The 13,469-nt window shown below is 51.9% G+C and carries 14 protein-coding genes; 8 read left to right on the forward strand and 6 right to left on the reverse strand.

Annotated elements, in window-relative coordinates; all coding sequences use genetic code 11:
- Window positions 1-57: 57 nt before the first annotated feature.
- Window positions 58-849, reverse strand: a complete 792-nt coding sequence (locus KB449_RS20525) for an IclR family transcriptional regulator (RefSeq protein ID WP_282910145.1) — start codon at window positions 847-849, stop codon at window positions 58-60.
- A 223-nt stretch (window positions 850-1,072) separates the two neighbouring features.
- On the opposite strand from KB449_RS20525, the gene KB449_RS20530 reads away from it, so the two are divergent.
- Both KB449_RS20530 and KB449_RS20535 read left to right on the forward strand, forming a co-directional pair.
- The gene (locus KB449_RS20530) at window positions 1,073-3,253 is read left to right on the forward strand and encodes a heavy metal translocating P-type ATPase (protein ID WP_282910146.1); all 2,181 of its coding nucleotides are present in this window, start codon (window positions 1,073-1,075) and stop codon (window positions 3,251-3,253) included.
- Window positions 3,250-3,930: a sulfite exporter TauE/SafE family protein gene (locus KB449_RS20535; protein ID WP_282910147.1), complete on the forward strand. Its 681-nt coding sequence runs from the start codon at window positions 3,250-3,252 to the stop codon at window positions 3,928-3,930. Before KB449_RS20530 ends, KB449_RS20535 begins: the two co-directional genes overlap by 4 nt.
- Before the next feature lie 7 nt (window positions 3,931-3,937).
- On the opposite strand, the gene KB449_RS20540 is transcribed toward KB449_RS20535, so the two are convergent.
- Window positions 3,938-4,372, reverse strand: a complete 435-nt coding sequence (locus tag KB449_RS20540; protein WP_282910148.1) for a FixH family protein — start codon at window positions 4,370-4,372, stop codon at window positions 3,938-3,940.
- Window positions 4,373-4,650: 278 nt separating this feature from the next.
- On the opposite strand from KB449_RS20540, the gene KB449_RS20545 reads away from it, so the two are divergent.
- The 6 genes from KB449_RS20545 to KB449_RS20570 are packed head-to-tail and all read left to right on the forward strand — an operon-like array spanning window position 4,651 to window position 9,237.
- The gene (locus KB449_RS20545) at window positions 4,651-6,015 is read left to right on the forward strand and encodes a right-handed parallel beta-helix repeat-containing protein (RefSeq protein ID WP_282910149.1); all 1,365 of its coding nucleotides are present in this window, start codon (window positions 4,651-4,653) and stop codon (window positions 6,013-6,015) included.
- On the forward strand, window positions 6,012-6,596 hold the full coding sequence (locus KB449_RS20550; protein ID WP_282910150.1) for a nitrous oxide reductase accessory protein NosL: 585 nt from the start codon (window positions 6,012-6,014) through the stop codon (window positions 6,594-6,596). Before KB449_RS20545 ends, KB449_RS20550 begins: the two co-directional genes overlap by 4 nt.
- A 13-nt stretch (window positions 6,597-6,609) precedes the next feature.
- Entirely contained in the window at window positions 6,610-7,431 is an 822-nt protein-coding gene (locus KB449_RS20555) for an ABC transporter permease (RefSeq protein WP_282910151.1), read from the forward strand.
- Window positions 7,424-8,170, forward strand: coding sequence for an ABC transporter ATP-binding protein (locus tag KB449_RS20560; protein ID WP_282910152.1), 747 nt, complete (start codon window positions 7,424-7,426; stop codon window positions 8,168-8,170). Before KB449_RS20555 ends, KB449_RS20560 begins: the two co-directional genes overlap by 8 nt.
- Before the next feature lie 2 nt (window positions 8,171-8,172).
- Window positions 8,173-8,568: an Ig-like domain-containing protein gene (locus KB449_RS20565; protein ID WP_282910153.1), complete on the forward strand. Its 396-nt coding sequence runs from the start codon at window positions 8,173-8,175 to the stop codon at window positions 8,566-8,568.
- Window positions 8,569-8,589: 21 nt separating this feature from the next.
- Window positions 8,590-9,237, forward strand: coding sequence for a response regulator transcription factor (locus KB449_RS20570; RefSeq protein ID WP_282910154.1), 648 nt, complete (start codon window positions 8,590-8,592; stop codon window positions 9,235-9,237).
- 122 nt (window positions 9,238-9,359) lie between these two features.
- Here KB449_RS20570 and KB449_RS20575 read toward each other — a convergent pair whose 3' ends face one another.
- The 4 genes from KB449_RS20575 to KB449_RS20590 all read right to left on the reverse strand — a co-directional run bounded on the left by KB449_RS20575 (window position 9,360) and on the right by KB449_RS20590 (window position 13,456).
- Window positions 9,360-9,977: an SCO family protein gene (locus KB449_RS20575; protein WP_282910155.1), complete on the reverse strand. Its 618-nt coding sequence runs from the start codon at window positions 9,975-9,977 to the stop codon at window positions 9,360-9,362.
- Window positions 9,978-10,279: 302 nt separating this feature from the next.
- Window positions 10,280-11,236: a fibronectin type III domain-containing protein gene (locus tag KB449_RS20580; RefSeq protein ID WP_282910156.1), complete on the reverse strand. Its 957-nt coding sequence runs from the start codon at window positions 11,234-11,236 to the stop codon at window positions 10,280-10,282.
- A 138-nt stretch (window positions 11,237-11,374) separates the two neighbouring features.
- Window positions 11,375-12,349: a fibronectin type III domain-containing protein gene (locus tag KB449_RS20585; protein WP_282912876.1), complete on the reverse strand. Its 975-nt coding sequence runs from the start codon at window positions 12,347-12,349 to the stop codon at window positions 11,375-11,377.
- A 144-nt stretch (window positions 12,350-12,493) separates the two neighbouring features.
- Window positions 12,494-13,456 carry a fibronectin type III domain-containing protein gene (locus tag KB449_RS20590; RefSeq protein ID WP_282910157.1) on the reverse strand — a complete coding sequence of 321 codons (963 nt, stop codon included), beginning with the start codon at window positions 13,454-13,456 and terminating at the stop codon, window positions 12,494-12,496.
- Window positions 13,457-13,469: the final 13 nt, after the last annotated feature.

Consider the following 13,469-nt stretch of genomic DNA (forward strand, 5'->3'; position numbering starts at 1 on the left):
CCTGAGAATAACATGAATGTAGTTTTACATCAAGAAAACTATTTTATATTTAGAAAATCATACTTGCTGATAGTAAATCTTCAATCCGAGCTCCTTCGCCGCCTGGCGAATCATGGACCCCGCTTTCGCCCACAGCTCATCACTGAGTCTTGCCTTTGGAATGGAAATGCTCATCGCCGCCACCATTTGATTCTGAGAATTGATTACGGGCGCTGCGACGCACTGGACCCCCTGTACGGCTTCCGAGTTGCTGTAGGCAAGTCCCTCCTCGCGAATGCTTGCCAACTGCGCGTTCAAGTCATTGCGATTGTTCAACGTTGTCTCCGTTAACGTGCCGAGCTGGTCATCCGGGTAAATCCGGATTAGTTCTTCCTCGTTTAACCGGCTAAGCAGCATCTTCCCCATAGCGGTCGCATGAAGCGGCAGCTTCATCCCCAAGTGCGAAACGAAGCGAACAGGCTGCGTGCTCTGTTTCTCCGCAATATACATAATGTTGTTCTCACTGCGAATCGACAGATAGACCGCCTCGTTCATTTCGTCGACGATGCGCTGAGCGACATGTTGAAATTCGGAAATCAAACTCGTATTTTGCGTGTACTTGGTGCCGATCTCCAGTATTTTATAGCCAAGACGGAATAGCTTCTCTTGCCGATCCGTTTCCAAATAGCCTCTGCTCAGCAAATTCTGCAACAATTTATAGGTACTGCTCGCAGGCATATCGAGAACTCTGGAAATGTCCATCAGACTCATAGGCTCCACATCCGAAGCAAGAAGCTCGATGATATCCAGCACCCGATCAGCCGATTTGACCACTGTCTTCTCTTTGTCCGTCGCTTTGTCCGTTGACATGCTGCAACCGCCTCCGCTTGCTTCGCTTTAATCGAAGTCGCATATTTGCAACAACCATACCACGGCATGTTTTTTATATCAAGAAAGTCGTTTTCCAGATGAGACGAAAAATGAACACCAAGAGTCAATAGAATAAGCAAATATGTGTGAATCGATAAAAGTCGCGCCGCATAAATTCATGTGGAAGGAGAGTCGTCCACGTCATCAAACAGAGAGGTATCCCATGAACGAGCTTCAGATTCAAATTGTCGGCATGACCTGCAGCGCCTGCTCGACAAGAATCGAGAAGGCGCTGCTGCGTATGGAAGGTATGCAGCAGGCGGCAGTGAGCTTGGCGACGTCGACTGCCGGCGTTCGCTGGGAGGGTCATCACATCCGGGGAGAGCAAGTTCTGGAACGAATTCGTAACCTCGGTTATGGCGCCGCCATTGTCGTGCGAGATACACGGCCTTCCCATTCGGACGAAGCGGAATTTTATCGTCGCCGATTTTGGATAACGACGATGCTGTCGCTCCCTCTTTTCCTCGCGATGGCAGCTCATTTATTCAGTAAATTCGGCATGCCGGCCCCCGCCTTGCTCATGCACCCGTTGCTCCAGCTGACGCTCGGATCGATCTTGCTGAGCTACGCAGGTTATCCATTTTTTCGAGGCGCTTTTCATGCGTTAAGACAGGGAATGCCCAACATGGATGTACTGGTCGCGCTCGGCACGACAGTCGCTTACTTGTACAGCCAGTATCAGACCTTCCGGTCCGGCTCCCCTCATGCGCTCTATTTCGACTCCATTGCGATGGTTCTCACCGCCGTCACCCTGGGCAAGTGGCTTGAAGCGATCGCCAAGGGCAACGCCTTGCGCAGCCTGGAGGCTCTTTCTGAAATGCGGCCTCAAACGGCAAGCGTCGTTCGTGACGACGGCTTGGAGGTCGTAGCATCAGGCCAGCTGGAAGCCGGGGATCGCGTTGTAGTCGGTCCCCTTGAACGGGTGCCGGCCGACGGCGTAATCGAGGAGGGAACCGCCGAAGTCGACGAGTCGCTGCTGACGGGCGAGTCGGCCGTGACGGTCCGGAATCCCGGAGAGCGGTTGTTCGCGGGGACGCGCCTTGTCGGCGGAAGCGCCATGATGCGAGTCGAAAGAAGCGGAGCGCTCACACGCCTGGCGACGATGATAGCGCTTGTCGAAACGGCACAGCTCTCCAAACCGCGGATTGCCCGCAGAGTAGACCGAATTGCGGCATTTTTTGTGCCCGGCATCCTACTGCTGGCCGTGCTGACCTGCATCGCGTATCTGCGTCAAGGGCCGGCCGACGAAGCTGTCGGCATCGCGATGGCTGTCCTGCTCACCGCATGTCCGTGCGCCCTTGGACTGGCGACTCCGATCTCCTTAATGATTGCGTCCGGCATGGCGCTTAAAGAAGGCATCGTCATTAAAGACGCCGGTCTGCTCGAGACGCTTAGTCATGCCGATGCCTTTATTTTTGATAAGTCGGGCACTTTGACATATGGCAGACCTGCCGTGAAAGGGATCGAGGGCGACTGGCCCTCGGATCAGCTGCTGCAGCTGGCTGCGTCGATCGAGCAGCTGTCCACGCATCCCTATGCCCAAGCGGTCGTGAGAGAGGCCGGGAGCCGGGAGCTGCAGCTTTTTCCCGTCGATCGATTCATCGAACGTCCCGGCTTCGGCGTGTCCGGTACGGTCGAGGGTATGCAAGTTGTTATTGGCAGCGTAACGTGGCTGCATGCGAACAATATTAGACTTCCTGTCCTTACGCCCAATGCAAACCTGGCTTCAGCGCTCGATCCCGTCGTACATGTTGCCATTAACGGGCGAGTAGCAGGTCTCATTCGTCTACAAGAAGAGATTCGGGAGGATGCCGGGAAAACGGTGCGTGCGCTCTCGGTAAACGGCGTTGTATGGATGGCAACGGGCGATCGTGAGCAGGTCGCAACGCGTATCGGGGCTTTGACAGGAATACGACATGTTCGTGCCGGACTCCTGCCGGAGCAGAAGCTGGATCTGCTGCAAGAGATACGGGCTGGAAAAAGGCGGGTCGTCATGATCGGGGATGGAGCGAACGACAGCGCCGCGTTAGCAGCCGCCGACGTCGGTATCGCGCTGGCTTCGGGTCACGCTGCCGCATTGGAGACGGGCGATATCGTCATCGTCGGCGGACGCCTGTCCCAAGTAAGCGAAGTTTACACGCTGGCAAGACGGACCATGCGCAATATTCGGCAAAACCTGTTTCTAGCGCTCATTTATAATGCGGTCATGATTCCCTTAGCCGTATCGGGGATGCTGGACCCACGCCTCGCCTGTATCGGTATGGCATCCAGCTCGCTGCTCGTCGTCGGCAACGCAGTCAGGCTGCGCAGCACGGTGCCAGGGCGCCGGTCGAGGCGAACTTGAACGGCGGCGATATTGTATTAGCGGTGGCCGCGGGGCTGACCGGCGCGCCTCATTGCATCGTAATGTGCGGCGGCATCGGCGCCTCGATCGCGATGGAGGCTCGGCGAAGCGCCGTTGCTTCGTTGATCGCCTATCATGGTGGCCGAATCGTAACCTACGGCTTGACCGGCGCCGCAATGGGTGCGGCCGGTTCTTTTCTGAAGGTAGCAGGCAGTCTGGTCGGCCTGCGCGGGGCAGCCAGCATTTTGGGCGGACTTCTCATCATCTTATGGGCATGGAGACGATTCTCGCTCCCGATACACCTCATTAAGCCGTCAAAGCAGGCTCTGTCCAATAGGCTGGCTGCAGCCACGGCGCCCAGGCTCGAGGCGTTCGCCACGTTTCTGTCGGGACTCAGTCTAGGCCTACTGCCCTGCGGCCTCACGTACGCGATGCAGATGAAGGCTGCCGCATCGGGTTCGTGGGGCGACGGACTAACGCTGATGCTCGTTTTCGGATTGACGACATTCCCGATGCTCTTCCTGTTCGCGATGACCGCGCGGCGATTGAGCCGGGTCTGGAAGCGCCGTCTCGCAGGCGCAGGTCGCAACCTCGCCTGCCTGATGGGAATCCTGTCCATCTTGAAAGGCTTCAGCGCAAACGGATGGATACCGTCGATCCATCCGTGGCTCTGGTAATTCATACTCATGAATGCCGGTCAACCTCGAACGGATGACGTACGACGACCTCTCTGTCGCCGACGGTGATCTTTCCTTCAAGGACCCATTTTCCCGTCATGACCGGAATGACTGTCGCCAAATACGCGTGGGACGCGTCGGCCTCCGCGATGTCGGCCGTGAACATGCCACAAAACATATTCGGCATCCAATATTTAAGCGCTAGCTGTTCGGCCTGTACGGGCAATCCGGATTGATCCGTGATCTCGACGACAAACCGGCTTGGCTCCATCATGGCCGGAGAGACAGTGGGCGAACGTACGGTGATCCGGTATTCGCCATCAAGCGTCGAGGATTCCGCGGGAAGCGCAGAAGCCCGAGACGCGTAAACGTACCACAATGCTAAGCCGATGGCGACGACGAGCGCCATTGGCTTTACCGTGCGTCTAAGGAGTGGTCTCACGTGACATACCTCCCTTTATTCCCCCATGTATATGTCTCCAATGATCGTCCGTATCCACAATGCAGCGCCGAAGCTCACTTCATGGAGCCGACAGAGACTGGAAATTCAGAATTTGATCATATTTAAAGCCCATTATGTCCGTTCGATAGCCCGATAGGGGCATACGTCATCGGCAGAGGGTCCGGTACAATGAAGCCAGCCGAAGAGCGATCAGCTTCTCAAATGCCATAGCTGCTGCTCCGACGTGCACTCCATCTTCGGGGGTTGGTGAAATAGCTATGAATGTAACACGGTATCGCTCTTTTAAGAGGGCGATCGCGGCTGGACTGCTTGCCTTGCTGTGTTGTGCCGGTACTGCGGCTCCTCAATCGCACGCGGCGCCGACGACAACGGAGACTATACCGCTGCAGCCGCTCATCGATGCCACGCCTTCCGGGCAGACGCTCGTTCTTTCCGGGGACCGCGTCTATACGGGGCCGGCCATCGTTTCCGTCGCCATTACGATCTCCTCGGACAGTGAGGCCATCGTGAAGAACGATAGCGATCGTCCGGCACTTACGCTGTCGGCAGACGGAATCGTGCTGAAGGGCATCGCCCTAGTGGACAGCCAGACCGATCCCAAGAAGCCTGCCGTGCTGGTGCAGTCCGACGGCAACCGGCTGGAACAGCTGCGAATCAAGTCGCAAGGGGGCGGCATCTTTCTCAGGAAAGCAAACGATAATCTGATCCTGAATAGCCGCATCGAAGGCGCGCACCCCGATGACCCGGACGAGCCGTATTCCCGGCGCGGCAACGGCATCGATCTGCTCGCATCGGCACGCAACGTCATTGAAGGCAACACCATCGTACATGTCCATGACGGCGTGTACGGCGAGAGCAGCAACGAGACCCTTGTTCGCGGCAATGTAGCGACCGACTCGAGGTACGGCTACCACTTTATGTTTTCGGGCAAGACCGAGATTGCAGACAATGTCGGCGAAGGCAATGTCACCGGCGGCATGGTGATGAGCGTCGAGGGTGCCGTCGTCAAAGGTAATCGCTTCGAGAAGCAGACGGAAAACGTCAACTCGCAGGGCATTTTGCTGTTCGACGTCCATCGCTCCGAAATCAGCGGCAACCGCGTCGTCGGCAATCGTGTCGGTCTCTATATCGAGCAATCGACGGAGAATACGCTTGCTGACAATGAGGTCATCCAAAATTTCATCGGCATGCAAATGATTCAGTCCAGCGACAACCGGCTGCAAAATAGCCTATTCGCCGCGAACGTCAACCAGGCGCAGTCCACGGACAGCAAGGACAATGAGCTCAAGGGGAATTACTGGGACGACTTCGAGGCGCTCGACACGGACGGGGACGGCTTAAGTGATCTGAGCTACGAGATCGATCCTTTTTTCCTTCAGCTGACCGAGGATATTGACGCCTTTCAGGTATTTTTCCAATCGCCCGGGCTGCCGTTTCTCGCTCAGATGTTCCATGCCGACACGGCCAACTGGCTCAAAGATCCGAGTCCGCTGCTTCAGCCGCCATTTGATTCACCAGAGACGGAATCCTCTGCGAACAGCCATTGGACATGGCTTCCGGGATCTCTGCTGCTTCTGGCCGCTCTAACAATCCTATACCGATGGGGGTACAAAAAATCATGAAAAAATCTTTAGCCGGAATTTTTGCGTTCATACTCATTCTCTCTCTGCTTGCCGGGTGCGGAAAAACGGAATACAAGCCGGTCGCCATCGACGAAACGGTGGACAAGTGCCCGGTTTGCAACATGGCGGTTGCAGACGACCAATTCGCCGTCGAGATCATCCTCAAAAACAAGAAGGCGCTCAAGTTCGACGATCTCGGCGACCTGCATGTCTGGCGCGAGGAAAACGGCACGAAGGAAATCGGCGAGCAGTTCGTGCGAGACTACAATACAAAGGAATGGGTCAAGCTGGCCGACGCGACTTATGTTTACGACAAGTCCATTCAGACGCCGATGGCCTTTAACGTGATCTCCTTCAAGGAAAAGAGCGATGCCGAAGCGTTCGTTTCCAAGGAAGGCAAGGGCCGGATCATGACCGCCGAGGAACTGGAAAACCACAAGTGGGAATCCAATGAGGACATGATGAAGGCGATGATGGAGGCGCATGCCGGCGAGATGATGGGTATGGAGGGCGACGGCAAGAGTGACGACGGCGCAGCCAAAGACAGCGGCGGCATGGATATGAGTTCCGAATCGAAATAAGGGGTTGAACGCTGTGCTTCACCTGAAGACGATCGCTTCAAGGGAGATCAAGCTGGGCTTCCGCAATCCCTGGGCTTATTCGTTCATGGCGCTGTTCGCCCTGTTTAGCCTGGCACTGCTGCTGATCCAGTCGCAAGCAAGTTTGGCGGGATATACAAGCACGACAGGGACGATGATCAACCTGATTCTTTATTTGCTGCCGCTGATGACGCTATTGCTCGGCTCGTTTTCGCTGACCTCGGAGAAAGAGGAAGGCGGCTGGCGGTTGCTGTCCTCCTTCTCGCTTCGCACCCGCACTTATATATGGGGAAAATATGCGGGATTGGCCGTTGTGTTGACCGTAATCGTCGCCTTCGGCTTCGGCCTTTCCGGTATCGCAGGCGCGCTGTTCGGACGGGGCTTCTCGCTGCAGGCGTTCGGCTTGTTCCTTCTCTTTTCCGTGCTGATCATTGGGCAGTTCCTCGGCATATCGGTGCTGCTGGGCGCGCTTTGCCGTAACCGCTGGCAGGCGCTCACGTACGGCGTGGGCATCTGGTTCTTTTTGATCTTGGGCTGGCCGACGATACTCATCGCCGTTCTGGGATTCCTGCCCTACCTGTTCATCAAGCCGACGCTGGTCGCGCTGATCTTCATGAATCCCGCCGAGCTGAATCGCCTGTTCCTCATCGTTAAGATGGGCGGAGGCTCCATCCTTGGCCCCGAATATTATCAATGGGTCAAGTGGATACAGCAACCCACGGGCAGCCTTATTTTTGCGGGTGTGCTGATCCTCTGGGTCATCATCTATGTAGAAGCAGCGGCAGGCCTTTGGGAGAGGGGGCGCAGACGTGGATAAAGAACGGCTTCAAATCGAGAACGTATCCAAGTCGATCGGCAAGTCGACGCTGCTCTACCCGTGTTCGCTTTCGGTCCGGGAGGGAGAGATTGTCGCGTTGTGCGGCGGCAACGGAGCCGGCAAGAGCACTTTGATCAACATGATCGCCGGCATCTCCAGACCGACGTCAGGCGCCATTTTACTGGACGGCCTCGCCTGGTCAAGCGACCGAGTCGCCTATGCCGACCGGGTTGGCTACATGCCGGACGAATTTCAGTTCGGATCCGCGCTGACGGCATTCGAGACCCTTAGCTTTTACGCTTCGCTGCGGCGCGTCGGACGCGAGCGCGTGCTGGAACTGCTGGATACGGTGGGGTTGCTTGAAGTGAGGAATCGCAAGGTATCCACCTTCTCAAAAGGAATGCGCCAGCGCCTGCTGTTTGCACAAGCCATGCTGGCGAAGCCCGCGCTGCTGCTCTTGGACGAGCCGACCAACGGGCTGGACCCCTACTGGATGGAAGCCTTCGGCAAGCTGATCCGGTTGGCAGCCGGCAACGGGCAAGCCGTCGTCTTCTCCACGCACCAGCTTAATATAGCCGAATCCTACGCAGATAGCGCTTTGTTTATGGTTTCTGGGCATGTGCGCTATTCGGGGGACGTTAAGACGCTAAAGGAACAATATCGCGGTGCTGGCGGATTGTACGGGGCATTTGACCGAATCGTAGCGAGTGGCGCACCGATGGAACGGGAAGGAGAATAGAGATGCATCGATTCGGACACGCAAGACATACGCTTGGCGTGACAGCCGCGCTTGTCGTTCTGCTGCTGCTCGCTGCGTGCGGGGCGTCGGGGAGAGAGCAGGCGCTTAAGTTTTCGGAGGTATCGCTGTCGAGCGAGCCTTCGCCGCCTGCGGCGGGACAAGAGACCAAGCTGATCGCTACCGTTGACAATGCGAAGTATGCCGCCCTTGAGGGCGAGGTACAATTTCAGATCAACTCCAAAAATGAACTGCCGAGTCTGATCGACGCCGTCAGCGAGGGCGACGCCTACGCTGCGTCGTATAAGTTTCCTTCTGCTGGAGAATACACGATTACGATTCACATGAGCTACGAGGACGAGCATTTCGCATTTACGAGGCAGCTGCAGGTAAATGAATAAGCCTGAAGAGGTGATTCATTCGTGGAGAAGACCTTTCGCGTCCTGATCGTAGATGACCACAAATATGCGAGGGAAGGCATGCGTGAAATTCTCAGCCAAGACCCGATTTTCCAGCTTGTCGCGGAGGGAAGCAGCGGACGAGAGGCAATCGCGCTTGCCGGGCGATGGCAGCCCGATCTGATCCTGATGGACATCCAGATGCAGGATATAGACGGGCTGGAGGCAACCCGGGAGATCAAGTGCAGGTTTCCTTCTGTGAAAATTGTGCTGGTCACGGTATCGGACGATATTATTCATCTATTTGATGCCTTAAAGAAGGGAGCCTCGGGTTATTTAATCAAAAATTTGAATTCAAGTTCTTGGAATCAATACCTAAGGGCAGTCGCTTATGACGAGGTACCGTTCTCGAGGGAATTCGCGCAGCGCCTGCTTCAGGAATTTGCTTCGTCCAACCGTGCACAGGAGGGCGAAGTGCCTCTGACTGCCCGAGAGATCGAGATTTTAAAGTGGGTTTCGAAAGGCTGCTCCAATCGCGAAATCGCCGACGCTCTCACGATCTCGGAGCACACCGTCAAAAACCATTTAAAAAATATTTTGAACAAACTTCAATTGGATAATCGCGTACAACTGGCACGTTATGCATACGAGAAAGGCTACTTTAACCACTGAAACAAGGAAAAGCGCGGGGTATCTGCAGCCCCGCGCTTTAATTTTTATCCGCAAGCCAGTTGGTCAACGTGATCACTTCATCTTCGCTAAGCCGGCCTTCAAACTTGGGCATCCCGCCTCCGTTATACACGTTCCTTGAGCAGCGCTTTAATATCCCTTACGATTCGGTCGTTATCCATATCCATTCCCATCTTATAGACGCTGCGAATTCTCTGTTTGCGGTCAATCAGGATGAGCGAGGTCGCGTTATGCACGAATTGACCGTTACCAAGATTCTGTACCGTCACGCCGTACTGGCCGGCAACGTTGGCCGTTTCCGTTTCTTCGCCGCGCAGCAGCACCCAGCCTGACATATCCATTTTCATCTTGGCTGCGTAGTTGCGAAGGACATCGGGCGTATCTCGTTCGGGATCGAACGTAACGGCGATCATCTTCATCTTGTCTCCGAAAAGCCCCTGATCTTTTAGCTTATTTTGAATGAGTACCATGTTGTAACTCGTCGCGGGGCAGATATCCGGACAGCTTGTGAATATAAATTCCATTAATTGCACGGTTCCGTCCAGACTGTCCGAGCTGAACGGCTGACCGTTCAAATCCTGCAGCGCAAACTTGGATGCCGTACCCACTACGCGAAGCCCGTTGTCGGGATGCAGCCTGTTGTAGCCAATAAAAGCGATTAAAGCAAGCAGGACAGCGCATAAAACCATGGGGAACAAGTACCTTCGCGTTTGGCTAGACATCCCGATCGCTCCTCTCGGTATAATCGTCACCATTCTATCACCGGGATGGAACGCAAACTATGACTCAAAAGGGTCAATTGAGCTTGCTACCGACACGGAACGCTCATACTCATGCGAGTAAAATGACTCCTTCGGGGGATTTGAATAGGCGATTTAAAGCGATAATGGCAAAAAGAATAGGCTAAGGGTTACTTAAAGGAGTCGTTAGGCGATGAGCCGAGTAAACAAACGAATAGAAATCGAGCTTTCCCACTTGTCAGGGAATATAAAAACCCGCCTAGCCGAAGCCAGACGGTGAAATGTTATTGAGCCGGTTCGTATTCATCCACATCGAAGTTAACGATCTTACCGTAAACGATGTACTCTGCACGAGCCTTGAACGGCCCTTTGTTCCAGGTCTTCACGAACTTGTACCGAGATGATTGCGTAGCAGAATCGGTCCAGTCTAGGAAATTGTCCAGCTCAACAGCAGAAAGGTCGTACTCCTTCTCAGCTCCGCCGACTAGATGGATCGTTAGGAGTGCGCGGCCAGAGGATATCGGTGCGGTCGGTGTAGCACTCGCCTCGTTCGAATTGCCGCTTTCGCCGCTCGTGTTGATTGCTGTGACGACGTAATAATACTTTGTGCCGTTCGTTAGGCCGGTATCATTGTAAGAAGTACCAGTTACTGCAGTTGCGATCGTCGTATAAGGACCGCCTGCTATTTTAGATCGCTTGATGATGTAGCTTGTAGAGCCACTTACAGCAGACCAATTTAGAGACACTGAGGCGTCCAATGGAGCGGCCGACAGAGTACCTGGCGTACCCACTACTGGTCCAGTAGACAACGAATCAAATACATCTAATTCCCAGATATACATGCTTACCTTAGGTTTGAATATAACTTTTGATACATTGCTTACTGACTGGCTCAAGTCGACATGTTGGGCGTCGGTACTATTTTTCCAAAGAAAATGTTCAGTACGTAAAAGAACATTATTTGAATCATAAAACTCTAAATCAATATCCCAATTTGCTTTCGCCTTAAATGATCTAATTGTTTTTGGAGCATCAAATTCATACCAAATAAAATTAGTACCCGAGATTGTGACGCCAGTAGATTCGTTATTGTCTGTATAGACTGCTGTAACAAGATGGACCGCATCTTTCAATGGATTTGGTGCAATAAGCCCCCCCGTATAAGCTGAAGCCTTCTCTTGTACCCCAATAAAAGGAACAAGCAATGCCAGAGCAAACAACATCAACACGATTTTCTTCAAACCCAGCCACTCCCCAATATGTAATGCTACAATCATACTAGGTAAATTAAGGAACTATAAGTCTGTTTGTCGACAAATACTTACAGTACGATTAAAGGTTAACAAAGCCCGAGAGCCAAAGCTCTCGGGCTTTTCCTTTTACTGCGCTGGTTCATATTCATCTACATCAAAGTTTACGATCTTTCCATAAACTATGTATTCGGCGCGCGCCTTGAACGGTCCAAGACTCCAGGTCTTCACGAATTTATAACGGGAGGACTGCGTCGCGGAATCTGTCCATTCCAGGAAGTCTTCCAATTGTGTAGCTGACAGGTCATACTCCTTCTCAGCTCCACCGACGAGGTGAATTGTCAGGAGTGCGCGTGATAAAGGAACTGATACAGGCTTTAAATTTACTGAATTGCTTTTTGTAGATTCATTTCCACTAGTATCAACTGCCGAAATATAAAATTCATAATTAGTACCATTTGTCAGACCAGTAACTTCATATGAAGTTGATGTTTTAGGTACAGTAGTAAGGTATACACCGTCTTTATAAATTTTATATCCTGAGATATCGGGTTCAGTATTTGCGTCCCAGTTCAATGTTGCTGAAGCATCCCCAACCGATCCCGTTAAATTTATTGGTGAAACCGGAGGAATTGAATCACCTAATTCTCCCGCAAGAAACATAGTTCCGACTAAGGAATAAGAGTCCACAGTTAAAACTGCATAACGTACAGATTGAAAATTTATATCATAATAAACGGCGTCATTAGAAAGAAAACTTTTTGTGTAGATAAGAGATCCTTGGTCGTTATATAGCTTCATCGTACCTGGTTGAGAAGCATAAAATTTTATTGTTTTAATATTATAAGTATCCGCAAATTTATAATAAAAATAATACCCGGCCCCGTAATTTCCTGTTGTCGAATCGTCCAAGTCTGTAACTCCGGCACCACCGTTTAAAGTGGTAAATGACAAGGTAGTCGGATCCTTAAAGGTAGTTAGATACAGGTGAGTTGAGTTTTTAAGTAGATTATCGTTCACAGTGTAGGTCGCAGCTGACGCTAATGAAGATAAAGCAATTAATCCTAAAAAGAAAGCTAAAACCATACCCAAAAACATTCTCATTTTTAACACAATACCACTCCCCAATATGTAATGCCACAATCATACTAGGTAAATTAAGGAACTATAAGTCTGTTTGTCGACAATTATTTACATTACGATTAAAGGTTAAAAACGCCCGAGAGCCAAGCTCCCGGGCGTTTTCCTTTATTGCACTGGTTCATATTCATCCACATCAAAATTGACGATTTTTCCGTAAACAATGTACTCTGCGCGAGCCTTGAAAGGTCCTTTACTCCAAGTCTTCACGAACTTGTATCTGGAGGACTGCGTCGCAGAATCGGTCCAATCTAGGAAGTATTCCAGTTCAGCAGCTGACAGGTCATATTCCTTCTCAGTTCCACCGACAAGGTGGATTGTCAGAAGTGCGCGACCGGATGAAACTGGTGCGGTCGGTGTAGCACTTGCTTCGTTGGAATTTCCGCTCTCGCCGCTTGTATTGACTGCTGTAACAACGTAATAATACTTTGTGCCGTTCGTCAAGCCGGTGTCGTTGTACGAAGTACCCGTTACAGAAGTTGCAATAGTTGTGTATGGCCCTCCTGCTGCCGGAGAACGTTTGAGGACGTAACTGGTTGCACCTGAAACAGCGGTCCAACTCAAATTAATCAGGGTGTCTCCACTCACTGCAGAAAGACTAACAGGGTTGCTCGGAATCACTACAGATCCAGGAGCGAGAGTATCGAAAACATCAAGTTCCCAAATATACATGCCGGTCTTAGGGTAAAACATGACCTTGGATACATTACTTACGGGATCAGCTAAGTTATTGTGCTGCGAGTTCTCGCTGTTTTTCCAAAGAAAATGCTCCGTATGCAAAAGAGTACCCGTTGAATCATAAAATTTAATATCGACATCCCAATTTGCTTTCATTTTGTAAGATTTAATAGTTTTGGGGGAATCAAATTCATACCAAACATAATTTGAACTCGAAATTCCTACACCAGTTGCTTCATTATTGTCAGTATATTTAGTGGTGATTTGATCAACATAATCTTTCAAAGGGTTCGGAGCGATTAATCCTCCCACATAAGCAGACGCCTTCTCCGTAGTTCCGATAATCGGTATAAACAAAGTCATTGCAAACAAAATTAATAAGACTTTCTTCAAATCTAACAACTCC

It is taken from the genome of Cohnella hashimotonis, assembly GCF_030014955.1.
GTDB classification, from domain to species: Bacteria; Bacillota; Bacilli; order Paenibacillales; family Paenibacillaceae; genus Cohnella; species Cohnella hashimotonis.